24 protein-coding genes and 2 pseudogenes are annotated in these 26153 nt (G+C 71.9%); 15 read left to right on the forward strand and 11 right to left on the reverse strand.

What is annotated here, in order from left to right; translation table 11 throughout:
• Positions 1-18 precede the first annotated feature (18 nt).
• The 3 genes from ACPYN4_RS06915 to ACPYN4_RS06925 all read left to right on the forward strand — a co-directional run bounded on the left by ACPYN4_RS06915 (position 19) and on the right by ACPYN4_RS06925 (position 2574).
• Entirely contained in the window at positions 19-696 is a 678-nt protein-coding gene (locus tag ACPYN4_RS06915; protein WP_424445977.1) for a hypothetical protein, read from the forward strand.
• An 88-nt stretch (positions 697-784) separates the two neighbouring features.
• Positions 785-1243, forward strand: coding sequence for a MarR family winged helix-turn-helix transcriptional regulator (locus ACPYN4_RS06920; RefSeq protein ID WP_239281986.1), 459 nt, complete (start codon positions 785-787; stop codon positions 1241-1243).
• Positions 1240-2574, forward strand: a complete 1335-nt coding sequence (locus tag ACPYN4_RS06925) for an MFS transporter (protein WP_239281987.1) — start codon at positions 1240-1242, stop codon at positions 2572-2574. The genes ACPYN4_RS06920 and ACPYN4_RS06925 overlap by 4 nt, the downstream gene beginning before the upstream one ends.
• 157 nt (positions 2575-2731) lie before the next feature.
• Here ACPYN4_RS06925 and ACPYN4_RS06930 read toward each other — a convergent pair whose 3' ends face one another.
• Positions 2732-3736, reverse strand: coding sequence for a LacI family DNA-binding transcriptional regulator (locus ACPYN4_RS06930; RefSeq protein ID WP_239281989.1), 1005 nt, complete (start codon positions 3734-3736; stop codon positions 2732-2734).
• An 87-nt stretch (positions 3737-3823) separates the two neighbouring features.
• On the opposite strand from ACPYN4_RS06930, the pseudogene ACPYN4_RS06935 reads away from it, so the two are divergent.
• From ACPYN4_RS06935 to ACPYN4_RS06950, 4 genes and pseudogenes are all read left to right on the forward strand, one after another.
• Positions 3824-4003: pseudogene (locus tag ACPYN4_RS06935) on the forward strand (L-rhamnose mutarotase); the annotation flags it as partial.
• A 56-nt stretch (positions 4004-4059) separates the two neighbouring features.
• Positions 4060-4287 (forward strand): annotated as a pseudogene (locus ACPYN4_RS06940) (L-rhamnose isomerase); the annotation flags it as partial.
• Positions 4274-4570: a hypothetical protein gene (locus tag ACPYN4_RS06945; protein ID WP_239282024.1), complete on the forward strand. Its 297-nt coding sequence runs from the start codon at positions 4274-4276 to the stop codon at positions 4568-4570. The pseudogene ACPYN4_RS06940 and the gene ACPYN4_RS06945, both read left to right, overlap by 14 nt.
• 116 nt (positions 4571-4686) lie before the next feature.
• Positions 4687-5031, forward strand: coding sequence for a protein-L-isoaspartate carboxylmethyltransferase (locus tag ACPYN4_RS06950; protein ID WP_239281990.1), 345 nt, complete (start codon positions 4687-4689; stop codon positions 5029-5031).
• Between the two features lie 24 nt (positions 5032-5055).
• Here the strand turns inward: ACPYN4_RS06950 and ACPYN4_RS06955 are convergent, their stop codons facing one another.
• Both ACPYN4_RS06955 and ACPYN4_RS06960 read right to left on the reverse strand, forming a co-directional pair.
• Positions 5056-5418, reverse strand: coding sequence for a peptide ABC transporter permease (locus ACPYN4_RS06955; protein ID WP_239281992.1), 363 nt, complete (start codon positions 5416-5418; stop codon positions 5056-5058).
• A complete protein-coding gene (locus ACPYN4_RS06960; protein ID WP_239281993.1) occupies positions 5415-5738 on the reverse strand; it encodes an RNA polymerase subunit sigma in 324 nt (107 codons plus the stop codon). Before ACPYN4_RS06960 ends, ACPYN4_RS06955 begins: the two co-directional genes overlap by 4 nt.
• 147 nt (positions 5739-5885) lie before the next feature.
• On the opposite strand from ACPYN4_RS06960, the gene ACPYN4_RS06965 reads away from it, so the two are divergent.
• Positions 5886-6344: a MarR family winged helix-turn-helix transcriptional regulator gene (locus ACPYN4_RS06965; protein ID WP_424445978.1), complete on the forward strand. Its 459-nt coding sequence runs from the start codon at positions 5886-5888 to the stop codon at positions 6342-6344.
• A gap of 70 nt (positions 6345-6414) precedes the next feature.
• On the opposite strand, the gene ACPYN4_RS06970 is transcribed toward ACPYN4_RS06965, so the two are convergent.
• Positions 6415-6906 carry a MarR family winged helix-turn-helix transcriptional regulator gene (locus tag ACPYN4_RS06970; RefSeq protein WP_424445979.1) on the reverse strand — a complete coding sequence of 164 codons (492 nt, stop codon included), beginning with the start codon at positions 6904-6906 and terminating at the stop codon, positions 6415-6417.
• Between the two features lie 117 nt (positions 6907-7023).
• Between ACPYN4_RS06970 and ACPYN4_RS06975 the strand changes: the two genes are divergently transcribed.
• The 3 genes from ACPYN4_RS06975 (at position 7024) to ACPYN4_RS06985 (ending at position 10999) form a co-directional block, all read left to right on the forward strand.
• On the forward strand, positions 7024-8601 hold the full coding sequence (locus ACPYN4_RS06975) for a carboxyl transferase domain-containing protein (RefSeq protein ID WP_424445980.1): 1578 nt from the start codon (positions 7024-7026) through the stop codon (positions 8599-8601).
• Positions 8602-8606: 5 nt separating this feature from the next.
• A complete protein-coding gene (locus tag ACPYN4_RS06980) occupies positions 8607-10655 on the forward strand; it encodes a biotin carboxylase N-terminal domain-containing protein (RefSeq protein ID WP_424445981.1) in 2049 nt (682 codons plus the stop codon).
• Positions 10656-10858: 203 nt separating this feature from the next.
• Positions 10859-10999 carry a hypothetical protein gene (locus ACPYN4_RS06985; RefSeq protein ID WP_198159113.1) on the forward strand — a complete coding sequence of 47 codons (141 nt, stop codon included), beginning with the start codon at positions 10859-10861 and terminating at the stop codon, positions 10997-10999.
• A 169-nt stretch (positions 11000-11168) separates the two neighbouring features.
• Here ACPYN4_RS06985 and ACPYN4_RS06990 read toward each other — a convergent pair whose 3' ends face one another.
• From ACPYN4_RS06990 to ddaH, 5 genes are all read right to left on the reverse strand, one after another.
• Positions 11169-12014 (reverse strand): transglutaminase family protein, encoded by an 846-nt coding sequence (locus ACPYN4_RS06990; RefSeq protein ID WP_239282000.1) that lies wholly within the window; start codon positions 12012-12014, stop codon positions 11169-11171.
• On the reverse strand, positions 12011-12943 hold the full coding sequence (locus ACPYN4_RS06995) for an alpha-E domain-containing protein (protein ID WP_315549635.1): 933 nt from the start codon (positions 12941-12943) through the stop codon (positions 12011-12013). The genes ACPYN4_RS06990 and ACPYN4_RS06995 overlap by 4 nt, the downstream gene beginning before the upstream one ends.
• Complete coding sequence (locus ACPYN4_RS07000; RefSeq protein ID WP_424445982.1) at positions 12937-14778, reverse strand: circularly permuted type 2 ATP-grasp protein; 1842 nt, start codon at positions 14776-14778, stop codon at positions 12937-12939. The genes ACPYN4_RS06995 and ACPYN4_RS07000 overlap by 7 nt, the downstream gene beginning before the upstream one ends.
• Before the next feature lie 247 nt (positions 14779-15025).
• On the reverse strand, positions 15026-16246 hold the full coding sequence (gene rocD / locus ACPYN4_RS07005; protein WP_281652540.1) for an ornithine--oxo-acid transaminase: 1221 nt from the start codon (positions 16244-16246) through the stop codon (positions 15026-15028).
• Complete coding sequence (ddaH, locus tag ACPYN4_RS07010) at positions 16243-17133, reverse strand: dimethylargininase (protein WP_281652539.1); 891 nt, start codon at positions 17131-17133, stop codon at positions 16243-16245. Before ddaH ends, rocD begins: the two co-directional genes overlap by 4 nt.
• A 178-nt stretch (positions 17134-17311) precedes the next feature.
• On the opposite strand from ddaH, the gene ACPYN4_RS07015 reads away from it, so the two are divergent.
• The gene (locus tag ACPYN4_RS07015) at positions 17312-18085 is read left to right on the forward strand and encodes a hypothetical protein (RefSeq protein ID WP_424445983.1); all 774 of its coding nucleotides are present in this window, start codon (positions 17312-17314) and stop codon (positions 18083-18085) included.
• Positions 18086-18313: 228 nt separating this feature from the next.
• On the opposite strand, the gene ACPYN4_RS07020 is transcribed toward ACPYN4_RS07015, so the two are convergent.
• Positions 18314-22090 (reverse strand): proline dehydrogenase family protein, encoded by a 3777-nt coding sequence (locus tag ACPYN4_RS07020; RefSeq protein WP_424445984.1) that lies wholly within the window; start codon positions 22088-22090, stop codon positions 18314-18316.
• A gap of 98 nt (positions 22091-22188) precedes the next feature.
• On the opposite strand from ACPYN4_RS07020, the gene ACPYN4_RS07025 reads away from it, so the two are divergent.
• The 3 genes from ACPYN4_RS07025 to ACPYN4_RS07035 are packed head-to-tail and all read left to right on the forward strand — an operon-like array spanning position 22189 to position 24397.
• Positions 22189-23139 carry a LysR family transcriptional regulator gene (locus tag ACPYN4_RS07025; protein ID WP_424445985.1) on the forward strand — a complete coding sequence of 317 codons (951 nt, stop codon included), beginning with the start codon at positions 22189-22191 and terminating at the stop codon, positions 23137-23139.
• On the forward strand, positions 23136-23819 hold the full coding sequence (locus ACPYN4_RS07030; protein WP_281652535.1) for a hypothetical protein: 684 nt from the start codon (positions 23136-23138) through the stop codon (positions 23817-23819). Before ACPYN4_RS07025 ends, ACPYN4_RS07030 begins: the two co-directional genes overlap by 4 nt.
• A complete protein-coding gene (locus ACPYN4_RS07035; RefSeq protein ID WP_424445986.1) occupies positions 23816-24397 on the forward strand; it encodes a hypothetical protein in 582 nt (193 codons plus the stop codon). Before ACPYN4_RS07030 ends, ACPYN4_RS07035 begins: the two co-directional genes overlap by 4 nt.
• Before the next feature lie 383 nt (positions 24398-24780).
• Here the strand turns inward: ACPYN4_RS07035 and ACPYN4_RS07040 are convergent, their stop codons facing one another.
• Entirely contained in the window at positions 24781-26148 is a 1368-nt protein-coding gene (locus tag ACPYN4_RS07040) for a hypothetical protein (RefSeq protein ID WP_424445987.1), read from the reverse strand.
• Positions 26149-26153 lie beyond the last annotated feature (5 nt).

Here is a 26153-nt window from a genome sequence, read left to right on the forward strand (position 1 = left end):
TGGCGCGTCCAGTTATTGGTGGCCCTGGCCGTCGGCTCGTTCGTCGCGAGCGGCATCGCGGGCGCCTCGAGCGGCAAGATCAGTCCCGTGCTCGTCGTGCGCGCGGGCCTGGCCGCCGAGGTCGTCGGGGTCGTCCTGGTCGGCATCGTCGTGGGGCTGGATGCCGGGACGCAGACCGCGTGGGGATGGCTGCTGCCGGCCCTGTTCATCTACGGCCTCGGCGTGGGACTCGCGACGGCGCAGCTGACGGGGGTCATCCTGCAGGACGTGCCGGTGCAGCTGTCCGGTCAGGGGTCGGGCACCCAGTCCACGGCGCGGCAGGTGGGGTCCGCTCTCGGCATCGCGATCCTCGGCACCGTTCTCTTCTCCGGGACCGCCGGCCTGCTCTCCACGTCGCTCGACGACCAGGGGATGCCCGCCGCGCAGCGCGACCAGGTGGTGTCCGCCGTCGTCGACAGCTCGGGGTCCGCGATCGCGGGACTCGCGGCCGATCCGTCGACGGCAGCGGTGGCCGATGCCGCGAAGCAGGCCTTCTCCGACGCCACGCGGCTCGCCGCGTTCACCGCCGCGGGATTCCTCGTTGTGGGCCTGATCGCGACGATCCCGCTCGGCCGCGTGCCCCGCCCCGCCGGCGGGGATGCCGGGGAGTCCTCTCACGCTTCACCCGACGCAAAACGAGACCACAACGCCCCATAACCGCCATTTGCGCCGGATGAACCGGCAGCCCCGCCCCCACGCGCCCGCATTTACTTAGCAAGACTAATGAGCTATGCTAAGTGTCTGTATGAGCATCGAGAACGCCGACCCCGCGCCCCCATCCGACCCCTCCCTCGCGACTGACGCTTCCGCCCTGCGGATGGCGACGTTCCGGCTCGCGCGACGGCTGCGGTCCCAGCGCGCGGTCGACACGATGAGCGACGGGCAGTTCGCGGTGCTGGCGGCGCTCTCGATGCATGGCGCGCACACCCTCGGGGAACTTGCCGACCGGGAGCGTGTGTCGGCCCCGTCGATGAACCGCACCGTCAACTGCCTCGAGGAGTCGGGTTACCTGACCCGCACTCCGGACGAAGCCGACCGACGCAAAGTCAACATCGCCCTCACCGACGACGGGCGAGCCGTCGTGACCGAGACGGTGCGCCGCCGCGATTCCTGGCTCGAGCAGGCCCTCGCCGACCTGACCCCGGCGCAGCGCGAGCTGCTCCACGATGCCGCCGAGCTGATGCGGGAGGTGGCAAGCCGATGAGTTCCTCCATGTTCCGGTCGTTCTCGGTCTTCAACTACCGCGTCTGGTTCATCGGCGCGCTCGTCTCCAACGTCGGGCAGTGGATGCAGGGCACCGCCCTCAGCTGGGTCGTCTTGACGCAGCTGACGCACAACGACGCGGGCGCGATGGGCATTACGATGGCGCTGCAGTTCGCGCCGCCCCTGCTGCTGGTCGGAGTCACCGGGTGGGTGGCCGACCGGTTCGACCGGCGCCGCCTCCTGATGCTGACGCAGTCGCTGCTGCTCGTGATCGGCGCCGTGATCGGCGTGCTCATCCTGCGCGGTGTCATGACCCTGCCGCTGATGTACCTGTTCGCGTTCGTGCTGGGGCTGGTCGCGGCGTTCGACAACCCCGCTCGGCAGGCGTTCGTGTCCGACCTCGTGGCCCGCGAGAACGCGTCGAACGCGGTAGCGCTGAACGCGGCATCCTTCAACAGCGCCCGCATGATCGGGCCCGCCGCTGCGGGCGTCATGATCGTGGCGGTCGGCACGGGCTGGGTGTTCCTCGTCAACGCGGCCACCTTCCTCGCCATGATCGTCGCGCTCCTGCTGATCCGCACCGACGAGCTCGTGCCGCGTGTGAAGGCGCCCGGCGCGAATCGCCTCGCGGACGGATTCCGCTACGTGCGGCGGCGCCCCGACCTCATCGTGACGTTCGCGATGGTGTTCCTGCTCGGCGCGTTCGGCATGAACTTCCCGATCTTCGCGTCGACGATGGCGCTGGAGTTCGGAAAGGATGCCGACGGTTACGGCCTGCTCTCGTCGATCCTCGCGATCGGCTCGCTGGCGGGCGCGTTGCTCGCGGCGCGGCGCGACCGCGCCCGCATCCGCATGGTGGTCGTCGGGACGGGGCTTTTCGCGGTCGCCGCCGCCGTGAGCGCCGTCATGCCGTCGTACGTGTTGTACGCGGTGACGCTGATGTTCACAGGCTTCGCGGTCGTCACGACGATGACCACGGCGAACGGGTACGTGCAGACGACCACCGATCCGGCACTGCGCGGCCGGGTGCTCGCGCTGTACATGGCGATCCTCATGGGCGGCACCCCGATCGGTGCGCCGATCGTCGGATGGGTCGCTGCCGAGTTCGGCCCGCGCGCGGCGATCTGGCTCGGCGCGGCCGGCGCGTTCGTCGCCTTCGCAATCGGATTCGGGTGGATGCTGCTGTCCGGTCGCCTGCACCGCCACGAGACCCGCCGCTTCGCCCTCACGCTCGACGAGACGCGGCCGATCTCGGTGGTCGCGCCCGAGGAGTTCAGCGACGAAGTCGCCGGCACCACGCCGATCACCCTCCCTGGGCCGGTCCGGCGCTGACGCGGGCGGGGCCGCGCTGAGGCAACACGCGCGCGCCGCGCCAGCCCCGCGAGAATCCACATCCCGCCCAGAAACCATGCCACGCGTGGTTTCTCGCCACGAATGTGGTTTCTCGCGTGCGGCGGGTGCGCGCGCAAGGCCCCGTGACGCCGCGCGGCTACCCCGCGGTCGAGGCGCGAACCACGAGCTCGGGCCGGAAGCGCACGTGCCGCGGCGCGGCCTCCGGGGCGGCGAGCGCTTCGAACAGCAGGTCGACCGCAGTCGCGCCGATCTCGCGCGCGGGCTGGCGCACCGAGCTGAGCGGCACGACGGTCGCCTGCGCGAAGTCGATGTCGTCGTACCCGATGAGCGCCATGTCGTCCGGCACGCGGATGCCGCCGAAGATCGCCGCCCCCTGCATGACGCCCACCGCGAGCAGGTCGTTCGCGCAGAACACCGCATCGGGCCGTGCGTCCGCCGACCGGTGCGCGGCCTCCTCGCCCGCTGCGCGCCCGGCGAGCACGGTCAGCGCGCCCAGCTCGATGACCTCGAGGGTCGCGCCCGGCACCTCGGCGAGCGCCCGCCGCGCGCCCTCGAGGCGGTCGGCGACCTGCCGGATCGACAGGGGTCCGCCGACGAAGGCGATCCGTCGCCGACCGAGCGCGAGCAGGTGGGCGACGGCCAGGTGCCCGCCCTCGACGTCGTCGACCGAGACGGATGAGACCTCCGCGCCCGGCAGTTCCCCATCGACGAGCACGAGCGGGATGCCGGCATCCGCCAGCCGCTGCACGGGTGTGGCGTCGAGCTCGGCCGGGGTCAGGAGCACACCGTTGACCCGCTGCTCGCGGAAGAGATCGAGGTAGGCGCCCTCGCGCTCCGGGTTCTGATCGCTGTTGCCCAGCAGCACGGACATGCCCTCCGCGGCGGCCCGCTCTTCCGCGCCGCGGGCGACCTCGGCGAAGAAGGGGTTCGCGGAATCGAGCACGACGAGCCCGATCGACCGGCTGCGCCCGGCGCGCAGCTGTCGCGCCGCGTCGTTGCGGACGAACCCCAGTCGCACGATGGCATCCTGAACCCGGGCGACGGTCTCGGGCGCCACCTTCTCGGGCCGGTTCAGCACGTTGGAGACGGTGCCGACCGAAACGGATGCCGCGACCGCCACGTCTTTCACGCTCACTGCCACGGCGCCTCCACCCCTCTCGGATCCGCGCTTGACGAATCGTTTCACTCACACTATCGTTTGAAACGATTCACCACTGGAAGGACAGTCATGGCACGCGTCGCCTTCTCGCTGACGGTGCGCCCCGAGCTCATCGACGAGTACATCGCCCGGCACAGTCCCGTCTGGCCCGAGATGCTCGCTGAGATCGCGGCGTCCGGCCGCCGCAACTCCTCGATCTTCCTCGACCGATCCACGGCGACCCTGTTCGGATACTACGAGACCGACGACGACGCGGCCGCGCAGGCGTATCTGGCGTCCTCCGAGGTCGCCGCACGCTGGGAGGCCTCGCCCCGAGCGTCGCGCTGCACATCCCGTGGGACAAGGTCGACGACTACAGCGCGCTGCGCCGCCACGCCGAAGACCTCGGCGTCACCCTCGGCACGATCAACTCCAACACCTTCCAGGACGAGGACTACAAGTTCGGCGCCCTCACGCACCACGATGCGGCGATCCGCCAGAAGGCGATCGATCACCACCTCGAGTGCATCGACATCATGGATGCCACGGGCTCGGATGTTCTCGATCGTCTCGGCGGAGGCGACGTACCCCGGCCACGAGGCCCACGACTGGCTGCAGAACCGCTACGCGTCGGTGACCGCGACGTACTCCGCGCTCATCGCGCACGACGTCGCTGCCGGCCGGCTCACGACCTACGGCGACCCCCTCGAGCTCGCGGGACTCGTGGTGACGGGCTGGGAGGGTATCCAGATCCGCTGGCTCGCCGACGGCACGGATCCGGTCGCGGCGATGGGGGCACTCCTGAGCGCGGTGCTGCGGCCCGCGCCCGCGGCGTAGCACATTCACGGGCGCCGCGGGAATCAGCCGGAATCGGTTCACACATCCCGCATACTGGAGTAGTGCCGTTCGGCGCGAAGAATCCCGGGACGCTCCCGGGGAGGATCCGAGGTTCGATGCCGTACCGCAACAAGGCCACCGTCCAGGGCTGGGTGGACGACTACCTCGCCCAGCACCCTGAGCGCACCGGTTCCGTCACGGTCCTCGAGAAGGACTTCACCCCCGGTCCCGAATCCGGCATGGTCGTCGTCGCGCTGCGAAACGTCTCCACGATCACGTACATCCAGGCCGGTGTCGACGAGACGGGCCCGCACTGGCTCGTGACGTTCGAGCCCCGCACCGAGGGATTCGACATGGACGCCGCGGGCGTGGCGCAGCTGAGTGAAGACCTCCTCGTCGTCGCGGGACTCTGCGACTATCTGCAGGTGCGCACCGACGAGGCCATGGCCGCGAAGGCCTGATCCGCCGCTGTCGTGGCCGCCTGCTCAGAAGCCGGGCAGCGTCGCGACGGCGGTCGCGAGCGTTCCCAGGGCGACGAGCCCCGTTGCCGCCGCGGCGGTGTGCAGCGCCGCCTGCACGCGAGGCGACTTGGATTCGGTCATCGCGTGCCTGCGCGCACTGACGACGGCGTCCTTCGCCTCGCCGAGGTCGGCGTAACGGCCGACCGGCGTGGACCGGGCGTCGAATCCCACGAAGTGCCCGTCCGGCGTGCGCTCGGCGAATCCGACGTATTCTCCCGCACAGGATGCCACGTGGAAGCCCGATTCGACGTGGATCCACGTCACGCGGCCGCCCGTCGTGCGGGTCGGAGCGGGAATCGTCGCCGGCGCGTTCAGGATGGCGCTCATGCGACCGCCGCCAGTTCCCGCTTCGCCATGCGCGACGCGTCGAGGTCGATGACGATCCCCATCGCCGACGTCGCGTCCTGGGCGAGCTGGTTGACGTAGGCCGGGTCGAGCTTCACCGGCTCGGCGGAGTCGAAGTCGAAGCGCAGCGGGATCGCGCAGTGCACCCACAGCGTGGATCGGCCGGTGCGCGCCGACGAGAACGAGATGCTGAAGCCTTCGGAGCGGCGGAGCTTCGTCGTCGCCACCATCTTCAGATGGGCCAGCTCGACGTCCGGAACGGTGATCGGCTCGGCGCTGTTCCCGTAGTACAGGTTTCCCATGTCGACTCCTCATATGGTCGCCGTGATGATCACGGTCGGTTCGTCGAAAGGTTATTCCGTCGGTAAGTAGTTAGTCAAGCGAGACATGTTTCGAGTTATCCTTGTGGGGAGATATATTGTTCACGTGCGATCGGGGGTCACAACGCCATGGACGAAAACATGGTGACGAAGGACGACGTGCTCGACGCTCTCGAGCGCTTCCGCGCGGCCGACGCGGCGATGCACCTCCGCGTCCGGGAGACCTCTGCGCTCGGGGACAACGAGCTCCGCATGCTGCAGTATCTGCTGCTGCGTCGGCGCGAAGGGGCGGTCGTGCGCCCGAGCGAGCTCTCCCGCCACCTCGGCATCAGCTCAGCATCGACGACGGCGCTCCTCGACCGCCTCGAGAAGCAGGGGCGCGTCGAACGCGTCAGTCATCCCACCGACCGGCGCAGCATCCTCATCGCTCCGACCGCGCACGCCGAGACGGCGGTCGCCGATCTGGTCGACGCCTTCGCGGACCGTGTCGCCGCGATCGCGGGGGGCCTCGACGCCCACGGCCGCGACTGCATCCTCACCTTCCTCGACGAGGTCGCCGCCGCCGCCGACAACGTCGCGGCCGGCTGACGCGCTGCGCGCCGCTCCGCAGCCGCGTCACGCGTCGATCTGAAGCGCCTTCACCCCGACCAGATCGACGCTAGGCGTCGATCTGGTCTACCGCGTCGCGCATCGCGTCCAGGAAGCCGATCACGGTGGCGCGCTGATCCGGGTCCATGCCGCGGACGATCGCCATCATGCGCTCGTGCATCGCGGACAGGGTATGCCGGATCTCGTCGTCCGACTTCTCGCTCAAGGTGACCAGGACGCTGCGCCGGTCGGTCGGGTTGGGGCCGCGACTGACGTGCCCCGACCGCTCGAGCCGGTCGAGGAGGGCGGTCGTCGAGGCCGACGTGATGCCGAGGTACCGGCTGAGTGCGACGGGCGTGACGGACTCGCCGCGCAGGCGCGCTCGCGCGAGGAAGCGCAGCACGAGGAGCTCGTTCTCCCCCATGTCCATCGCCTGCTGGGTCCGGCGGCGCATCGCGACCTCCGCCGCCCGGTAGGACCGCATCGCCTCCATGACCGACGTGGAGCGCGCGTCGTCTTCGACGTACCAATACGACGCCGGCTGCTCGGGGGTGACACTCATCTCCCCCATTCTGTCCCGTGCGCGGCGCGCGGTGTGGCACCGGGGCGGTGGACGCGCGGGGGCGGCGAGGATACGCTCTCTTCAGTTAATGATTCCTAACCAAATCGAGGATGCCCGATGGCCGAGACGACGACGTCCGGATACGCCGCCCTGATCGACGACCTGCGCGCCCGCCGCGCCGAGGCCGCAGCGGGGGGCCCCGAGGCATCCCGCCGCCGGCACCTCGAGCGCGGCAAGATGCTCGCCCGCGACCGCGTCGATGCGCTCCTGGACCGCGGCTCGCCGTTCCTCGAGATCGCGCCTCTGGCGGCGTGCGATCTCGAGGACGCGTGGCCGGCGGCGGGCGTCGTCGCGGGCATCGGCCTCGTGCAGGGCCGGCACGTGATGGTCGTCGCCAACGACGCGACCGTGAAGGGCGGCACCTACCATCCGCTCACCGTGAAGAAGCACCTGCGCGCACAGGAGATCGCCGCCGAGAACCGCCTCCCCTGCGTGTACCTCGTCGACTCCGGCGGAGCGTTCCTGCCGCTGCAGGACGAAGTGTTCCCCGACCGCGACCACTTCGGCCGCATCTTCTACAACCAGGCGCGACTGTCCCGCGACGGCATCCCGCAGATCGCCGCGGTCATGGGCTCCTCCACCGCCGGCGGCGCGTACGTCCCGGCGATGAGCGACGAGACGGTCATCGTGCGGAACCAGGGCACGATCTTCCTCGGCGGGCCGCCCCTGGTGAAAGCGGCGACGGGCGAAGAGGTCACCGCCGAGGATCTCGGCGGCGGACTCACCCACGCCCGCATCTCCGGCGTCGTCGACCACCTCGCCGACGACGACGCCGACGCGCTGCGGATCGTCCGCGACATCGTCGCGACGCTCCCGGACACCCCGCAGCCGGTGCCGCCGCTGGAGCGACCGGTGCGCGCCGTGCCGCCCGCCGCCGACCCCGCGACCCTCGTCGACGTCGTGCCGGTCGAGCTGACGACGCCGTACGACGCCCGGGAGATCATCGCCCGCATCGCCGACGCCGCCGCCTTCCACGAGTTCAAGCGCGAGTACGGCGAGACCCTCGTGACGGGCTTCGCCCGCATCCACGGTCACCGCGTCGGCATCCTCGCCAATAACGGCGTCCTGTTCGCCGAGTCGGCGCTGAAAGGCGCGCACTTCATCGAGCTCTGCGATCAGCGCGGCATCCCCCTGGTGTTCCTGCAGAACATCACCGGATTCATGGTCGGGCGGGAGTACGAACAGGGCGGCATCGCCAAGCACGGCGCGAAGATGGTGAACGCCGTCGCGTGCGCCCGCGTGCCGAAGCTCACGGTCGTCGTGGGCGGTTCGTTCGGCGCCGGGAACTACTCCATGTGCGGTCGCGCCTACTCCCCGCGGTTCCTGTGGATCTGGCCGGGCGCGCGCGTGTCGGTCATGGGCGGACCGCAGGCCGCGTCGGTGCTGTCGACCGTGCGCGGCGACCAGCTGGACGCCGCCGGCACCCCCTGGACCGCCGACGAGCGCACCGCCTTCGAGCAGCCGATCCGCGAGCAGTACGAGCGGCAGGGCAGCCCCTACTACTCCACGTCGCGTCTGTGGGACGACGGGATCATCGAGCCCGCCGAGACGCGCGACGTGCTCGGCCTCGCGCTCGACGTCGTCGTGCGCGCCCCGATCGACCCGGCGCCGGCCTACGGCGTCTTCCGGATGTGACGGCGATGGTGCACCCCCTGTCCCGCGAACGGATCGACACGGTCCTCATCGCCAACCGCGGCGAGATCGCCGTCCGCATCATCCGGACGCTGCGCCGTCTCGGCATCCGATCGGTCGCCGTCTACAGCGACGCGGATGCCGGTGCCCGCCACGTTCGCGAGGCCGACGAGGCCGTCCGACTGGGACCGGCGGCCGCGGCCGAGAGCTACCTGTCGATCGAGCGCGTTCTGGCGGCCGCACGGCGCACCGGCGCGCAGGCGATCCATCCGGGCTTCGGATTCCTCGCCGAGAACGCCGCCTTCGCCCGCGCGTGCGCCGACGCCGGCATCGTGTTCATCGGCCCCGACGCCCGGGCCATCGAAGTGATGGGCGACAAGATCGCCGCTCGCGCGGCGGTGGAGGCCCGCGGCGTCGCGACCGTCCCGGGCCTCGCCCGGCCGGGCCTGTCGGACGGCGAGCTGAGCGCGGGCGCGGGCGCCGTCGGATTCCCGGTGCTGATCAAGCCCTCCGCCGGTGGCGGCGGCAAGGGCATGCACGTCGTGACCCACGCGGCGGAGCTGACCGAGGTGCTCGCTGCGGCGCGGCGGGAGGCCGCGGCATCCTTCGGCGACGACGCCCTGTTCCTGGAGCGCTACGTCGCGACGCCCCGCCACATCGAGGTGCAGATCATCGCCGACGCGCACGGCCACGTCGTGCACCTCGGCGAGCGCGAGTGCTCGCTGCAGCGCCGGCACCAGAAAGTCATCGAGGAGGCGCCCTCCCCGCTGCTGTCGGACCTCGCCGAGGGCGCGGCGATCCGCGAGCGCCTCGGGGCGGCGGCGTGCGAGACCGCGCGCAGCGTCGGCTACGTCGGCGCGGGGACCGTCGAGTTCATCGTGTCGGCCGACCGGCCGGAGGAGTTCTTCTTCATGGAGATGAACACGCGGCTGCAGGTCGAGCATCCCGTCACCGAGGAGATCACGGGTCTCGACCTCGTGGCGCTGCAGCTGCAGGTCGCCGCCGGTGACCCGCTGCCGTTCACGCAGGACGACGTGACACTCACCGGTCACAGCATCGAGGCGCGCGTGTACGCCGAAGATCCGCGGTCCGGTTTCCTGCCGACCGGGGGCCGCGTGCTGTGCGTCGTGCACCCGGAGACGGATGAGCGCGGCGGCGCGGGAGGCGGTGGCGCGGGAGTCGGCGGGCGCATCCGCGTCGATTCCGCGCTCGAAGACGGGCTCGAGGTCGGCGTGGACTACGACCCGATGCTCGCGAAGGTGATCTCGTGGGGTCCCGACCGCGCCACGGCGCTGCGGCGGCTGTCGGCCGCGCTCGCCGACACCGTCGTACTGGGGTTCGAGACCAACATCGAGTTCCTCCGACTGCTGCTGGCGCACCCCGATGTCGCCGCCGGCGCCCTCGATACGGGTCTCATCGCGCGCGCGTTCGACGAGCTGCGGTTCGCCGACGTGTCCGATCGCCTCTTCGCCGAGGCGGCGCTCGTGCAGGATGCCGCGGCGTCCGCCCCCGGCCTCGGCGACCCGTGGCGGCGGTGCGACGGGTGGCGGCTGGGGCCGCCCGCGCCGCGGCGCTACGCCCTGGAATCCGGCGACCGACGCGCCGAGGTGCGCGTGGGCGGAGCCGGCGACACCCTCCGGGTCGCCGTCGACGAGGGCGCGCCGGCGCCCGCCGCCATCACGACCCTCGGCGACGGGCGAGCGGTGGTCCGCATCGGCGACGTGTCGCGCGAGGTGGTCTCCGCCCAGGACGGCGCGGCGCTGTGGGTGGCCGGCGGCGGCGTCACGGTCTGCGTCCGCGAGCGCATCACGCGCTCGGAGCGGCAGGCGGACGCCGCAGCCTCGCCGCAGGCCGTCTCCCCGTTGCCGGGGACCGTCGTGCTGATCCCGGCATCCGACGGCGCGCACGTCGAGCCCGGCGACGCCCTCGTCGTCGTGGAGGCTATGAAGATGGAGCACGTGCTGCGCGCCGCCGTGGCCGGGACGGTGCGCATCGACGTCGCGGTGGGCGACCGGGTCGCCCGGGGCGCCGTCGTCGCGCGCGTGGAACCCGACTGACGCTGCGCCCGCCCGGACGCGACCCGCGGCCCCCGACCCGCGGCCCCCGACGGGCGGTCGCCCGGCGGTGAACGATTCCGAGGAGATGGCAGGATTCCGAGGACGCTGCCGGGGAGAAAGCTCCTCGGCATCCGTCATCTCCTCGGAATCCGACCCGGCGCAACCCCCTGTCCCGGCCGCGGACGGCGGCCTACCGTGGGCACATGACTGATCAGCGACCAGACGACACCGAACCCGACGCGCCGCTCGGCGGCGACGAGACCACGGAAGACCAGCTCGAAGCCGACAACCCGGCCGAGGAGGACACACTGGCGACCCTCGACCCCGACGCCCCGCCCGCCTGACCCCACGCCCGCGGGCGTAAGGTGCGAAACGGTCTGACCGACAACGACGCGACCGCAATGGGCTTCACGATGGCCCTGCAGTTCGGCCCGCCGCTCGTGCTCGCCGGCTTCACCGGCATCCTCCTCCAGGATCAGCGCTGAGCCGCCCGCCGCGGCTGGCGGACGCCGGTTACGCCTCGCGCGTGATCAGCACCTGCACGTGCAGGTCGCCCTTGTGCGGCCCGGCGTACACGCCGCGCAGCGGCGGGACGTCGTTGTAGTCGCGCCCGCGGCCGACGAGCACGTGCCGGTCGCCGATCTCGATGCCGTTGGTCGGGTCGAACCCCTGCCAGTCGCCGGCGAACCACTCCACCCACGCGTGCGACTCGCCCACCGTGGGCGCACCGACCTCGGCGTGGTCGTTGGGGTGCAGGTAGCCCGACACGTACCGGGCCGGGATGCCGACCTCACGCAGCGCGCCCAGGGTGATGTGCGTGATGTCCTGGCAGACGCCCTTGCGCTCGGTCCACGCCTCGGCGGCGGTCGAGTGCACGCCGGTGATGCCGTGGACGTACTCGACGGCCTCGCCGATCGCCACCGCGATGGTGTGGGCGGCGCGCGCGGGGGTGTCGTGCTGCGCTGCGATCGAGCGGGCGATCTCGGCGACCTCGGGGTGCGCCGCCGTCCGCGGCGAGGTGCCGAGCATCTCGACGGTGGCGATGGAGCGCGCGCTCGCGGCGGCCAGGCGATCCCACGTCAGGTCGGAGAACTCCAGCGGACGCCGCCGCACCTCCACGAGCGAGCGCGCCGTGATCTCCAGCGCCGCGTGGCCGGCGAGCACGTCGAAGGCCGCCACGCGGGTGCCGAAGTAGTCCACGTAGTAGTTGACGCTCGTCGACGGCTCGATGTCGAGCTGCGAGCTCAGCACGAACTGCGTGTCGGTGGAGCTCGGCAGCATCCGCGCTTCGTTGTACGACGCGCCGACGGCTCCCTGATAGGTGAAGCCCGTGGTGTGCTCGATCCGCAGTCGTCTCACGAGGTCTCTCCGATCCAGCTCGGCTCGGCGTGGGTCGGGAAGAAGCGGCCGCGGATCGCCTCGGACGCCTCACGCGTCACCTTCTGCACGCGCTCCATGTGCTCGGGCAGTTCACTGAGGATCTCGGTGATCGGCCGGTACTCCAGGTCGTTGCGGATGCGTCCCAGCGCCCGCAGCACGGTGTTCGAGTGCCCGACGCGGTCGGCGACGGGATCGATCGCGCTCATGCAGTTCTCGGCTTGCGCGATCGAGTGGATCACCGACCGGGGGAACAGGCGGTCCAGCAGCAGGAATTCCGCCGCGTTCGACGCGCTCGGCATGCCCCGGTAGGTCCGCAGGTACGCCTCGTAGGCGCCGCACGAGCGCAGGATGGTGGTCCACGAGGGGCCGGATGCCTCCGTCAGCGCCCGTGTCGCGAGCAGCCGCGCCGTCATGTCGGTGCGCTCGATGGAGCGACCGAGGGTGAGGAACTGCCACGTCTCGTCACGGCTCGTGGACAAGTCGGTGATGCCGACGGCGAGCGCGGAGCGCTCCCGCACCCACTGGAAGAACTCGTGCACCTTCTCGTTGTTCAGGCGCCGCGGCATGCGCGAGTTGGTGGTGTTGAGGGTCTCCCACAGCTCGGTCGAGACGATCTCGCGTGCCCGCCGCGCGTTCTCGCGGGCCGACTGCACGGCGTAGGCGATGCTCGACGGGTTGGCGCGGTCCACCGCGAGGCTCGTGAGCACGTCGGAGCGGGTGACCGCCCCGGCATCCGCCGGCGGGAACGTGCCCATGACGCCCATGAGCGAGCGGCACGCGGTGTCCTCGTCGATCCAGGGGTCCTCCAGCAGCAGCTGCAGGTGCACGTCGAGGATGCGGGCGGTGCCGTCGGCACGCTCGATGTAGCGCCCGATCCAGAACAAGGATTCCGCAATGCGGCTCAGCATGATCCGCCACCCCCCTCCCCGCGAGAGAACATCTGGGCGCCGAGGGAACGGTTATCACCCATACTCTCGGCGGCCCGTTGTTCTCTCGGCGACGGGGGCGACGGGGGCGACGAGGGCGACGGGGCCGACCAGCGCAACGAGGGCGCGGGGCCGGTGGCGGATGCCGCGGCATCCTGCGCCTGCTGCTGTTGCTCCTGCTGCTCGCGCGTGGTCAGCGGCCGGTCCTGCGGGGAGTGGGCCTGCTCGCCCTGCGGGTCGTAGATGATCGGGATCGCCTCGGTCACCGAGGCCTGGTCGGCGACGAGGCCGGCGAGCCCGCCCGAGGTCTGCACGGCGTAGTCGCGGCGGCGAGGCGCCTCGCCCCCGACGACCCACGTGTCCTTCGAGCCGCCGCCCTGGCTCGAGTTGACGACGAGCTGACCCTCCGGCAGCGCGACGCGCGTGAGGCCGCCGGGCAGCACCCACACCTCGTCGCCGTTGTTCACCGCGAAGGGGCGCAGGTCCGCGTGGCGCGGGCGCATCCCGTCCTCGACGAGCGTCGGGATCGTGGAGAGCATGACGACGGGCTGGGCGATCCAGCCGCGCGGGTCGCGGATGAGCTTCTTGCGGAGCTTCTCGAGCTCGGCGGGCGAGGCGTCGGGTCCGACGACCAGCCCCTTGCCGCCCGAGCCGTCGACGGGCTTGACGACGAGCTCGTGGAGGCGGTCGAGCACCTCTGCGAGCGCCTCGGGCTCCTCGAGCCGCCAGGTGTCGACGTTCTTCAGGATCGGCTCCTCCGACAGGTAGTACCGGATGAGGTCGGGCACGTACGTGTACAGCAGCTTGTCGTCGGCGACGCCGTTGCCGACGGCGTTGGCGATCGTGACGTTGCCCAGCCGCGCGGCGAGCATCAGGCCGGGGGCGCCGAGCATGGAGTCGGCGCGGAACTGCAGCGGGTCCAGGAAGTCGTCGTCGACCCTGCGGTAGATGACGTCGACGCGCTTGGGGCCGCGGGTGGTGCGCATGAACACCTTGCCGCCCATGCACTGCAGGTCGCGCCCCTCGACGAGCTCGACGCCCATGAGGCGCGCCAGCAGCGTGTGCTCGAAGTACGCGGAGTTGTAGACACCGGGCGTGAGCACCACGACGTTCGGGTCGTCGATGCCGGGCGGGGCCGACGCCCGCAGCGCCTGCAGCAGCTTGTTCGGGTAGTCCCCCACCGGGTGCACGCGCATCGAGACGAACAGTTCGGGCAGGGTCTGGGCCATGACCCGGCGGTTGGAGATCACGTAGCTGACCCCCGAGGGCACGCGCACGTTGTCCTCGAGCACGCGCATCTCGCCGTGCTCGTCGCGGATGAGGTCGATGCCGGCGACCTGGATCCGCACGCCGTTGGCGGAGTGGATGCCGGCCGCCTGCCGGTAGAAGTACTGGCTCGAGGCGATCAGCGCGGCCGGCAGCACGCCGTCGCGGACGCAGTGCTGGTGCCCGTAGGCGTCGTCGAGGAACGCCTCCAGCGCGCGCACCCGCTGCTGCACGCCCTTCTCGATGCGCGACCACTCGTCGTACTCGATGACGCGCGGCACCGCGTCGAGCGGGAAGGGACGCTCCTCGCCCGCGAAGTCGAACGTGACGCCCTGCGCGAGGTACGAGCTGGCGAGCGACTCGGTGCGTCCCCGCAGCTCTTCCTGCGTCATCTTCGCGAGGGCCTGATACAGCTCGCGGTACGCCGGACGGGACTGGGCGGTCGACCCGGACGACGCCGGCGCGGCGAACATCTCGTCGAATGCCGGCACCCCCGACGCGGTCTTGCGCGGCGTCGCCGTCGAGCCGTATCCGTCGAAGAGGTCACCCATGTCACGAGCCTAGCCCGGGCCGTGTTTCGTGAATATGACGGATGCCGCGCCCCGCCCGCTCTGCCCCCCACCGCGCCACCCCACGCCTCTGTGCCGAGCCTTTGCGCCGAGTGCGCCCATTATCCGCGAGTGCGCCCACTGTGGACGGGCTGCACCGGGCACACTCGGCGAGAAGGGGCCCGCTCGGCGGCAGAGGCTCGGCGCCAGGCGAGCGGCGCCAAGGGCGCGGCGCCGAAGGCGGCTCGGCTCAGCCGGCGAGCACGAGGCGCAGCTGCTCGACGGCCCAGTCGAGCTCGGTCGCGCGGATCACGAGCGGCGGCGCGATGCGGATCGTCTGACCGTGCGTGTCCTTCACCAGCACGCCGCGGGCGAGGAGTTTCTCGGCGACCTCGCGCCCCGTGCCGATCGCCGGGTCGATGTCGACGCCGGCCCACAGGCCCGCGATCCGCACCGTCGTGACCCCGTGGCCGACGAGTTCGCCGAGCTTCGCGCCGAGGTGATCGCCGAGCGCCTGCGCGCGGGTCTGGAACTCCCCCGACGACAGCATCTCGACGACGCGCAGGCCCACGGCATCCGCCAGCGGATTTCCGCCGAAGGTCGAGCCGTGCTCGCCGGGGCGGATGACCCCGAGCACGTCGCGGTCCGCGACGACCGCCGAGAGGGGCAGGATGCCGCCGCCCAGCGCCTTGCCGAGCAGGTACACGTCGGGGACGACCCCTTCGCGATCGCACGCGAAGGTCGTGCCGACGCGCGCGAGGCCCGACTGGATCTCGTCGGCGATGAAGAGCACGCGGTGGCGGTCGCAGATCTCCCGGATCGCCCGCAGGTATCCCTCCGGCGGGATCACGACACCCGCCTCGCCCTGGATCGGCTCGATGAGCACGGCCGCGGTGTTCTCGTCGATCGCAGCCTCGATCGCGGCGGCATCCCCGTACGGCACCGAGACGAAACCGGGGGTGAACGGACCGAAGCCGTCGCGGGCCTGCGGGTCGTCGCTGAAGCCGACGATCGTCGTCGTGCGGCCGTGGAAGTTGCCGTCGGCGACGACGATCTTCGCCGCGCCGGTGGCGACGCCCTTCACGCGGTACGCCCACGCGCGCGCGACCTTGATGCCCGTCTCGACGGCCTCGGCGCCGGTGTTCATCGGCAGCACGAGATCCTTGCCGCACAGCTCCGCCAGCGCCGCCGCGAACGATCCGAGCCGGTCGTTGTGGAACGCGCGGCTCGTGAGGGTCAGCCGGCCCAGCTGCTCGGTCGCCGCGGCGACGAGGGCGGGATGCCGGTGCCCGAAGTTCAGCGCCGAGTACGCCGACAGCAGGTCGAGGTAGCGCTTGCCCTCGATGTCGGTCACCCACGCGCCCTCGCCGCGGGCGATCACGACCGGCAGCGGGTGGTAGTTGTGGGCGACGTGAGCGTCTTCGGCCGCGATGATCTCGGTCGTGACGTCGTCGGTGGCGGTGGTGGTCATCGCGTTCCTCGCAGTTCGAGCGTGCAGCACTTGATCCCGCCGCCGCCGAGCAGCAGCTCGGACAGGTCGACGAGCACGGGGTGGTAGCCGCGTTCGCGCAGCTGGGTTTCAAAGCCCGTCGCGCGCGGCGAGATGAAGACGTTGTAGCCGTCGGATGCCGAGTTCAGCCCGAACACGGCACCGTCAGCATCCGACACCCGGATCGCGTCGGGGTAGCGCTCCTCGAGGATGCGGCGCGAGGCCTCGTCGAACGCGGAGGGGAGGTAGGCGATGTTCGCCCGGTCGACGCCGCCGGGGCCCGCGACCGGGTCGAGCACCGAGATCGCGGTGTCGAGGTGGTAGAAGCGCGGGTCGACCAGCCGCAGCGAGACGACCTCGCGGCCGAACACGTCCGCCACCTCTCGATGGCTGTCGCCGACCGAGCGGAATCCGGTGCCGGCGAGGATGGTGTCTCCGACGAGCAGGAAGTCGCCCTCCCCCTCCTGCACCTCGACCGGTTCGATGACCTCGAAGCCGTGGGCGGCGAACCAGTCCATGAAGGGCCGCTCCTCGCCGCGCCGCTCGTCGACGCGGAACCGCACCCCGAGGGCGCGCCCGTCGATGACGAATCCGCCGTTGGCGGTGTAGACCATGTCGGGCAGACCCGGCACCGGGTCGATGAGCTCGACCTCGTGGCCGAGCGCGACGTAGGTGTCGTAGAGGGTCTGCCACTGCGCGAGCGCCTTCGCCGTGTCGGTGGGCTTGGCCGGCTCCATCCACGGGTTGATCCGGTAGCTGACGGTGAAGTGCTCGGGCCGGCACATCAGGTAGCGGCGGTGCTGCTGAATGCGCGCGGGGGCATCGGGTCGCGTCTCGCTGCGCTCACTCAGCGACGGGGGTGTGGACATCTTCTCGCTCCTGGCTTCTCGCTCTATCCGGTGATTCCCGGGCGGGGCGGCGGACGCTGTCCAGAGGCCCGGTGGAGCTGAGAGAGCCGACGGTCCGGGCACGCCGGCATCCATTGTGCCAGACCGCCCCGCGGGCGCACCGGTTGCCCGTGTCGGTGTTGTGAGTAGATTTCTTCTCATGGGGAGACGTACGGGGGACGAGACACGGGCGCTGCTGCTGCGCGTCGGGATGCAGATGCTGCTCGAACGCGGCGTGTCGGCGGGAGTGCAGCACATCCGGCTGCAGGAGGTGCTGCGCCGCGCCGGGCTCACGACGGGGGCGGCGTATCGGCTGTGGGCGGACCAGAACGACTACCAGCGCGACCTGGCGGTCGCGATGGTGCGGCTGCGTCTGAGCAGCCCCGCGGACTACGCCCGCGTCGCCGTGGACAAGCTGATCGCCGATGGCGCGCGGGGAGACGACATCATCCGCGCCGCCGCCGAGGCGCACGTGCGCACCTCGGCCGTCGACGTGACCGACCCCACCGACGCGGTCGATGCGCAGCAGTTCCTCATCGCGCTGGCGCTGCGGACGACCGCCGACACATGGCCCGAGCTGAAGGAGGCGAGCCGGCAGCGCCATCACGAGTCGATCGCCGCGTTCGCGGAGTTCTACGCCTACCTGATGGAGGCGTACGGGCTGCGGATGAAGACCCCGCTGACGGTGACGGACTTCACCGAGGCGATGGCGGCGATGGGCGAGGGTTTCGCGGTGCGCGCGATGGAGGGGCTCGAGCACCCCGTTTACCACGCGGCCGAAGACGACGATGTGCCCACCGGCGAGTGGACGCTGTTCGCGCTCGGGGTGCGCGCGCTCGTGAACGAGTTCATGACGCCGATCGACGCGGCCGCCCGGATGCCGTTCGCGGACGCGCCCGTGACACCGGAGACGCCGATCGCTCCGGCCCCCTGACGGGGGCGGGAGCTCTGGGGTCGGATGATTCCCCCGGCCCCAGAGCGACACTCCCCCCGGTGTGTCTTGACGGTTTCGACCTTCGGCTCTGCCGTGCTGGAACCGGTCTCCGTCGGCGCTCCCCAGATGCGCCACTCATATGGTGACCTTCGCGCTACCTCAAGGCCAGAAAGATAACTTGTTTCTCTCTGGGCGGTGTTTCTGGACGGGGTCCAGCCACCGGCCGCCTCAGATGACCTGCTCGCTCCAGCGATCGGGGTTGCCGAAACGGTGCGCGGTGATCGTGATCGACTGCTCGTGCAGGAACGGCAGCAGTTCGATGCGCCCGGCCGTCGTCACCTGTCCGTCGTAGACGGCGATGTCGGGGTCGCCGCCGGTCGCCTCGGCGAGCGCACGATGCAGTGCCGTGACGGATGCCGCGGTCTCGCCGTCGCGGGAGGGCGCCGGCCCCACGAGACGCACGCGCGGCGCGGTGCCCGAGTCGCGGGTGACACGGAGCCGGTCGATCCACTCGTCGTCGGTCTCGACGTGGACGGCCACGTCCAGGCCGCTGAGCGCCCGGCGGACCTCGGCGGGGAGCCCGACGGGCGCACTGACGGTGAAAGCGCCGCCCACACGCACGGCGGCGATGACGACGCGCAGGAGCGCCGGCCACGCGGCATCCTGCGTCGCACGGATCGCGACCTCGACGGGCCGGTAGCGGAACAGATTCCGCTCGACGGTCAGCTGCGACACGTCCTTGACCTGCCCGAACTCGCGGCTCCAGGCGACGGCGTCCGACAGCGCGGCGCGGCGCAGCCACTCGAAACCCTCGTAGTCCAGGGACGACTGGGCGGCCTCGATGAGGTCGGTGATGCGCGCGTCGAGACCGCGCAGATGCAGGGTCGACGACGGCGGGCCGCCCGATGCCGGTCGCCACGACCCCAGCCCGACGAGGTAGTTGGGGCCACCGGCCTTCGTGCCCGCCCCCACCGACGAGCGCTTCCAGCCGCCGAACGGCTGGCGCTGCACGATCGCGCCGGTGATGCCGCGGTTGACGTACAGGTTGCCGGCCTGCACCTGGTCGAGCCACAGCTCGAGGTCGGCCGGGCTCTGCGTGTACAGCCCCGCGGTGAGCCCGTACGCGACGGCGTTCTGCAGCTCGATCGCCTCGGCGAGCGAGTTCGCGTGCATGACCCCGAGCATCGGCCCGAAGAACTCCTCCAGGTGGGTGCGCGACCCCGGACGGACGCCGACGCGGATGCCGGGCCGCCACAGCCGACCGGCGTACTCCGGCGGCGCATCGTTGACCTCCCGCGGCGCGACGAGCCACTGCTCGCCCTCTTCGAGCGTCGTCAGCGCCCACTGCAGCTTGCCGCGGGGCACCTCCACGACGGGCCCGACCTCGCTCAGCGGGTCGGAGGGCGGCCCGACCCGCAGCGACTCGGCGGCGTCGACCAGCTGGCGGGCGAAGCGCTCGGAGCGGGCGACCGACCCGACGAGGATCGCGAGCGAAGCCGCCGAGCACTTCTGGCCGGCGTGGCCGAACGCGCTCTTGATGAGATCGGATGCCGCGAGGTCGAGATCTGCCGACGGCATGACGATCATGGCGTTCTTGCCGCTCGTCTCCGCCAACAGCGGCAGGTCGGGGCGCCACGAGCGGAACAGCTGCGCGGTCTCCCACGAGCCGGTGAGGATGACCCGGTCGACCTCGGGGTGCGACACCAGGCGCTGCCCGAGCGTCCCCTCGTCGACGTCGACGAGGGCGAGCACGTCGCGGGGGACGCCCGTCGCATCCAGCGCCTCCCAGACCGCCTCCGCGACGACGGCCGCGCAGCGGCGCGCCTGCGGCGCGGGCTTGAAGACGACGCCCGATCCGGCGGCGAGCGCGGCGAGCACGCCGCCGGCGGGGATCGCGACGGGGAAGTTCCAGGGCGGGGTGACCACGGTCAGCCGCGCGGGCACGAACACCGCGCCGCTGACGCGGTCGAGCTCGCGCGCGGTGGCGGCGTAGTAGTTCGCGAAGTCGACGGCCTCGCTGACCTCGACGTCCGCTTCGGCGAACACCTTGCCGGTCTCGCTCGCCGCGACCTCGATGAGCTCGCCGCGCCGGGCCTCCAGCGCGCGGGCGACCGCTTTCAGCACGTCAGAGCGCTCCGCCGCGGGTCGGGCGCCCCACGACTGGCCCGCGGTGCGGACCCGCGCGACGGTCTCCTCCAGGACGGCCGGGTCGTCGATGCGGGCGGCGCTGATCGCGGCATCCCCCGCCGTCGAGGTCTCGACACGCGCGACGACCTCCGCCGCCCACTCCCGGTTGGCCGGCAGGGCCGGGTCGGAGTCGGGGGCGTTCGCGAACCCGGGGGCGCCGAGCGTGCGCGGGTCGCCACCGGGGAGCTCGCGGGGGGCGAAGACGGCGGTCTCGACGACCTCGGCGCCGCCGAACACCGCGACGCCTCCCTCCTCGTCGTCGCCGCTGCCGCGGGCGAGGTCCAGGACGACCTGGGTCAGTGCGGTGTCGGCGGGGCGGCGGGTGCGGGTGCGGGTGTCGTCGCCGGTGTCCGCGGCGCCGTCAGCGTCAGCCCCGGCAGCGCTCCCCGCCGCGGACGCGGCGGGGAGCCGGTCCTGCGTGCGGTTGGGGCCGACGGGCAGCGCCGGGTCGGCGGCGCGCTCGAGCGAGGCGAGGAACCGGTCGCGCTCGCGCGCGAACAGGCCAGGGTCGGAGTGCAGATCGAAGGCGGCGGAGAGGAAGTTCTCGCTCGAGGCGTTCTCCTCCAGCCGCCGCACGAGGTAGCTGATCGCGACGTCGAACTCGTCGGGACGCACCACCGGCACGTAGAGCAGGACGTGCCCCACCTCGCGGGAGACGGCCTGCACCTGCCCCTGGGCCATGCCGAGCAGCATCTCGAACTCGATCGCGTCGCGGACGCCCCGGTCACCGGCGAGCAGCCAGGCGTAGGCGATGTCGAACAGGTTGTGGCCGGCGACGCCGATCCGCACCGCCGCGGTGTGCTCCGGCTGCAGCGCGATGTCGAGGCAGCGCAGGTAGCTGGCGTCGGAGTCGAGCTTCGACGCGTGCGTCGCCAGCGGCCAGTCGTGCATGACGGCATCCACCCGCTCCATCGCGAGGTTCGCGCCCTTCACGAGGCGCACCTTGATGCGTGCGCCGCCGGTGGCGACGCGCTGCTGCGCCCACGCCGTCAGCTGCTGCAGCGCCGGCAGCGCATCGGGCAGGTACGCCTGCAGCACGATGCCGGCTTCGAGCCGCTGCAGCCGCGGGTCTTCGAGGATGCGCGTGAACACCGCGATCGTCAGGTCGAGGTCGCGGTACTCCTCCATGTCGAGGTTGATGAAGGTGCCCGTGGCGGATGCCGTCAGGTACAGCGGCAGCAGCCGCTCGACGACCGTGTCGACGACCTCGTCGAACGCCCACATGGAGATGTGGCTGACGATGGCCGACACCTTGACCGAGACGTAGTCGACGTCGTCGCGACGGATGAGGTCGTGGATGCCCTCGAGCCGGCGCAGCGCCTCCCGTTCGCCGAGGACCGCCTCGCCGAGGAGGTTCAGGTTCAACCGTGCGCCGTTCAGGCCCCGGCCCTGAGGCTGTCGCAGGGCGGCGAGGGCGGGGCCGAGCTTGTCGGGACGGGCGTCGACGATGAGGTGGCCCACCATCTCGCGCAGCACCCGTCGGGCGATCGGCACGACCGGGCTCGGCAGGGCGGGGGCGACGGCGCCGCCGGCGCGCACCGCGGCGCGCAGGTACCAGGGCAGGAACTCCGGCACGAGCGGGGCGACGCGGCGCAGGTTGGATGCCGCGGCCACGAGCGACTCCGGACGCATCACGCCGTCGACGAAGCCGATCGTGAACGGCAGCCCGTTGGGGTCTTTCAGCACTCCCGCCAGCTTCTGCGCGGCAGGGTCCACGTCGGCGGCCGCGGACTCGTCGACCCAGCGGCGAGCGAGCTCGATGGCCTCGGCCGCGCGTGCAGTTGCGTCAGTCACATCACCAGAGTGCACCGTCTCCATCCGTACAGGGTGCGGCACGGGTACGATTCGACAAAAGCGATGATCCGTGACGGATACCGTTCGGTTTCACCGATGGTTCGCGAGAGAGGACGTGACCCGTGTTCGAGCTGCGCCGGCTGCGCCTGCTGCACGAGCTGGCCCAGCGGGGCACCCTCGCCGCCGTCGCGGAGGCGCTCTCGTACAGCCCGTCCACGATCTCGCAGCAACTCGCGCAACTCGAGCGGGATGCCGGGGTGCCGCTGCTCGTGCCGGAGGGTCGGCGGGTGCGGCTCACCGAGCACGGCGCGGCGCTCGCCGCCCACGCCGCGCGGGCGCTGGAGGCCGACGAGCAGATCCGCGCCGAGCTCGAGGCCCTGCAGCCGGGCATCGCCCCCGTGCGGGTCGCCGTGCTGCAGACAGCGGCGCGCACCGTCATGCCGGCGGCGCTGACGCTGCTCGCCGAGCGCGCGCCGCGACTGCGGGTGGAACTGGCCGAGGTCCCGCCGGAGGAGGGACTGTTCGAGCTGGCCGCCCGGGGCTTCGACCTCGCGATCGCGGAGCAGTACCCGGGCCTCACCCGCGAGCATCGCAGCGGACTCGAGCGCCGGACGCTCGGCACCGACCCGATCCGCATCGCGACCGCCGGCGGCGCGGCGGCCGGGGCGGACGCCGACCGCGCCGGGGCGGGCGCCCGCGGTGGGCGGGTGGAGCTGTCGATGCTCGCGGACCGTGCGTGGGTCATGGAGCCGCGCGGCACCGCGGCGCGCGAATGGGCGGTGCAGCAGTGCCGCGCCGCCGGGTTCGAGCCCGATGTGCGGTTCGAGCTCGCCGACCTCGCCGCGCACGTGCAGCTCATCGCCGCCGGACACGCCGTCGGCCTGCTGCCCGACCTGCTGTGGGCGGGCCGGCGCCCGCAGGCGGACGGGATCGCGCTGACCGATCTGCCGGGTTCACCCGTGCGCGAGATCTTCACGGCGGAGCGCCGCGGGGCCACGCCGCGCCCCGGCATCCGCCTCGTCCGCGAGGCCATCGCCGAGGCCTTCGCCCGCCCCGCTACCCTGAACGCGTGAGCACGCCACCGCCGAACGGACCCGCGACGGGCGCCCCGCGCTCCCGATTCGCGCGCCTGCAGGCGGCGACCGACCGGGTGCCGACGAAGTGGTTCGCCGCGATCGGCACAGGCCTGTTCCTGGCCGTCACGGCCGCCTTCGGCGGGCTCGCGCCCGTCGCGGCGGAGGAGAAGCCGCTCGAACAGCTCGCCGTCGGCGAGACCCACACCGGCGCGCAGCTGGCGATGACGGTCGAGCGCGCCGTCCTCATCGATCGTCTCAGCGGGTCGGGGGCGTTCCCCGACGCCGACAAGGGCGAGCGCCTGCTCGTGCTCCTCGTGCGGATGGAGAACCGCTGGAGCGAGCCGGCGATCGCGTCGGCCTTCGCGGGGCTGCTCGATGCGACCTACCGGCGCAACGTGGTGCTCGCCGGCGACGGCGCGGTCGCCGACGGCATCGTCCGGGAGGACGACCAGACCCTCGACCCGGTGCTGCAGCCCGGGGTGCCCGCGCTCATCGCCTTCAGCTGGGTCATCCCCGGCACCGCGTACCGCGACGGCGAGGAGCTCACCGTCGTGCTGAAGGATGCCGCACTGGAGCACGGCCAGATGCTCTTCTCGGGCGACTACTGGGGCACGCCGGAACCGGCCGCGCACGTCAGCGTGGAGATCGAGGACGTCGGAGCGGGGGCGGCAGGATGAGCCGGTGGCTGTCGGCGGCCGTCGCGGCCGTGCTGCTGATCGGCGCGTGGTTCGTCGCCCGCGGCACGCCGGACGGCGAGGAGCGATTGAGCGACCCCTTCCCCGTCGCCGCGACCGTCGGCACTCCCGCGGAGGGGCGCAACCTCGGGGTCACGGTGCACAGCCTCACGCTCGCCGACCGCGTCACCACCGGCGGCTGGTTCGCGGAGGGCACCTGGCTCGTGGTCGACCTCGACGCCTGGGCGGTGCGCACCGAATCACCCGCCGCGCTCACCGACGTCTGGATCGAGGTGGGCGAGGTGACCTACACGGCGAGCGAGCGCCCAGGTTTCTACGACCACGACGCGAGCCTGCGGCGGGCGGGGCTGTTCCTGGCCGGCGCGCGCACCGGGACGGTCGCGTTCGAGCTGCCCGCCACGATCACCGAGGAGCGCGGCATCCTGCATCTGGCGATGTCGGACGGCACCGCCGACTCGGTCATCGACCTGCCCGTCGACTTCGGCGCGCTCGCGTACGAGGCCGAGATCGAGCTGCCGAGCCTCGCCTGGGCAGACCCGGCGGACGGGGCGGCACCGTGAGCGTGCCGGGCGCCGGGTGGTGGCGCCGCAACGCCGTCGCGCTCGTCGCTCTTGCGGTCCTCGTGCCCGCCAGTTGGCTCGCGCTCGACACGATCGAGTTCGGCACGACGCGCAACCCGCAGCAGGCGGTGGATGCCGGCACGAGCACGACCGTCGACGGCGCCCGCTTCGGCCCGGCCCGCCTGCAGCCGCTCGACGACGACGGTCTCGACGTGCCGGCCGGGGCGCAGCCCGTGCTCGTGACGGTGCCGGTGGCGCACCCCGTGGAGACGACGAGCTGCCAGGGCGCGACGATCACGGAGGTTGCGACGGGGCGCACCTGGCGGGTCGCGAGTCTCGTGCTGGGGTGGACGCCCGGCGCCGGTCAGCAGGAGACGTGCCGCTCAGAGACGGGCGCTGCCGTCGACTTCGCGGCGCCGTTCCTCCTGAACGCCGACGCGAGCGGTCCCTTCGTCGTCACCATGAGCGTCATGCGCGACGGGACCGTCGTCGACCTGCGGTTCGACGTCGACCTGACCGGCGGATGACGCGGGGCGCAGCGACGCGAGCGCACCGTCGTAGGTCGCCGCGATGATCGCGACGCGCACCGGCTCGGTCAGCACGGCCGCGGCGGCGACGAGGCCGACCGACATCGGCAGCCAGAACGAGGCCACGTCGTGCGGGCCGATGGCCCGGCCCGCGCCCACCAGCATCCACTGCTCGGCGAACTCGACGATGGCGAACAGCAGGATGTACGACGCGATGAGCACCGCCCCCGCGCGCCACATCAGCACCAGCGCGGCACCGATCGAGCGGAACGGCGCGGTGAGGGACTGCCAGAAGTCGCCGAGCCGGCGACGGATGCGCGTGGGCACCGACGCGTAGCGCGTGCGCGCGGCGGTGACCACGGCGCCCGAGAGCCGCGGTGCCTCGGCCTTGACCGCCTGGCCGTACACGACGCCGGCGATGGTGAGCCAGGCCACCGGCAGCAGGATGATGCCGCCCGCCTCGCCGAGGAACCACTCGACGCCGTCCCACAGGACCCCGAACGGCGTCAGCCATCCGGTGAGGCCCGTGCGCAAATCACCGAGCCACACCATGGCCTGCCGGCTCTCCACCCAGTCGGTCACCAGCGCCAGGAGATCCGTGACGACGTACGCCGCGAGATAGACCCACAGCACCTCGAGGTACACCGCGACGATGCCGAGCACGGTCCGCGTCGCCCCGCGCGGCAGGCGCGTGCGGTAGCGCTGGAACGCCCACCGCGCCGCGAAGGCGATCACGACGATGCCGATCGTCGTCGCGTTCAGGCCGAGGTCGGTGATCCGACCCGCGGAGTCGTAATCCTCGAGCTTCGTCGCGGCCTCGATCCCCCACCAGAAGCTCCACTGGGTCGCGTCGTTGATGTACGCGGTGACGTCGTCGGCGATGAATCCCCACGCCGCATAGAACGCCACGAAGGGCAGGATGCCGCCGAGGACGCCGTCCAGGAAAGCCGCACGCCGCTCGCGGGCGGTGTCCGGAAGCGGCGCGATCGCTCCGAGCGCAGGCATCCCCTCCCGGACGACGAGGAGCATGGCGACGTAGGCGACCAGCAGGGCGAGCGCGGCGATCGGCAGCAGCAGGATGCCGCCGACCGCGCTCCCCGCCCCGACGAACGCGGCGAGTTTCAGCGCGAGGAAGTGCACGAGCGTCCCGCCGAGGATCCATGCCAGCAGGGCCGGCCAGTGCGCGCCGAGCAGCCGGGCGGCGCGGGCGAGGACGGTCAGCACGAGGC

Source organism: Microbacterium sp. CH-015 (genome assembly GCF_049707015.1).
Taxonomy (GTDB): Bacteria; Actinomycetota; Actinomycetes; order Actinomycetales; family Microbacteriaceae; genus Microbacterium; species Microbacterium aurum.

Excerpts from the sequence above, each read along its gene's own strand:
- ACPYN4_RS06920 (WP_239281986.1), top strand. The coding sequence starts at position 785 with ATGAGCATCGAGAACGCCGACCCCGCGCCCCCATCCGACCCCTCCCTC.
- ACPYN4_RS06925 (WP_239281987.1), top strand. The coding sequence starts at position 1,240 with ATGAGTTCCTCCATGTTCCGGTCGTTCTCGGTCTTCAACTACCGCGTC.
- ACPYN4_RS06945 (WP_239282024.1), top strand. The coding sequence starts at position 4,274 with ATGCCACGGGCTCGGATGTTCTCGATCGTCTCGGCGGAGGCGACGTAC.
- ACPYN4_RS06950 (WP_239281990.1), top strand. The coding sequence starts at position 4,687 with ATGCCGTACCGCAACAAGGCCACCGTCCAGGGCTGGGTGGACGACTAC.
- ACPYN4_RS06955 (WP_239281992.1), bottom strand. The coding sequence starts at position 5,418 with ATGAGCGCCATCCTGAACGCGCCGGCGACGATTCCCGCTCCGACCCGC.
- ACPYN4_RS06960 (WP_239281993.1), bottom strand. The coding sequence starts at position 5,738 with ATGGGAAACCTGTACTACGGGAACAGCGCCGAGCCGATCACCGTTCCG.
- ACPYN4_RS06965 (WP_424445978.1), top strand. The coding sequence starts at position 5,886 with ATGGACGAAAACATGGTGACGAAGGACGACGTGCTCGACGCTCTCGAG.
- ACPYN4_RS06970 (WP_424445979.1), bottom strand. The coding sequence starts at position 6,906 with ATGAGTGTCACCCCCGAGCAGCCGGCGTCGTATTGGTACGTCGAAGAC.
- ACPYN4_RS06975 (WP_424445980.1), top strand. The coding sequence starts at position 7,024 with ATGGCCGAGACGACGACGTCCGGATACGCCGCCCTGATCGACGACCTG.
- ACPYN4_RS06980 (WP_424445981.1), top strand. The coding sequence starts at position 8,607 with ATGGTGCACCCCCTGTCCCGCGAACGGATCGACACGGTCCTCATCGCC.
- ACPYN4_RS06985 (WP_198159113.1), top strand. The coding sequence starts at position 10,859 with ATGACTGATCAGCGACCAGACGACACCGAACCCGACGCGCCGCTCGGC.
- ACPYN4_RS06995 (WP_315549635.1), bottom strand. The coding sequence starts at position 12,943 with ATGCTGAGCCGCATTGCGGAATCCTTGTTCTGGATCGGGCGCTACATC.
- ACPYN4_RS07000 (WP_424445982.1), bottom strand. The coding sequence starts at position 14,778 with ATGGGTGACCTCTTCGACGGATACGGCTCGACGGCGACGCCGCGCAAG.
- rocD (WP_281652540.1), bottom strand. The coding sequence starts at position 16,246 with ATGACCACCACCGCCACCGACGACGTCACGACCGAGATCATCGCGGCC.
- ddaH (WP_281652539.1), bottom strand. The coding sequence starts at position 17,133 with ATGTCCACACCCCCGTCGCTGAGTGAGCGCAGCGAGACGCGACCCGAT.
- ACPYN4_RS07015 (WP_424445983.1), top strand. The coding sequence starts at position 17,312 with ATGGGGAGACGTACGGGGGACGAGACACGGGCGCTGCTGCTGCGCGTC.
- ACPYN4_RS07020 (WP_424445984.1), bottom strand. The coding sequence starts at position 22,090 with ATGGAGACGGTGCACTCTGGTGATGTGACTGACGCAACTGCACGCGCG.
- ACPYN4_RS07035 (WP_424445986.1), top strand. The coding sequence starts at position 23,816 with ATGAGCCGGTGGCTGTCGGCGGCCGTCGCGGCCGTGCTGCTGATCGGC.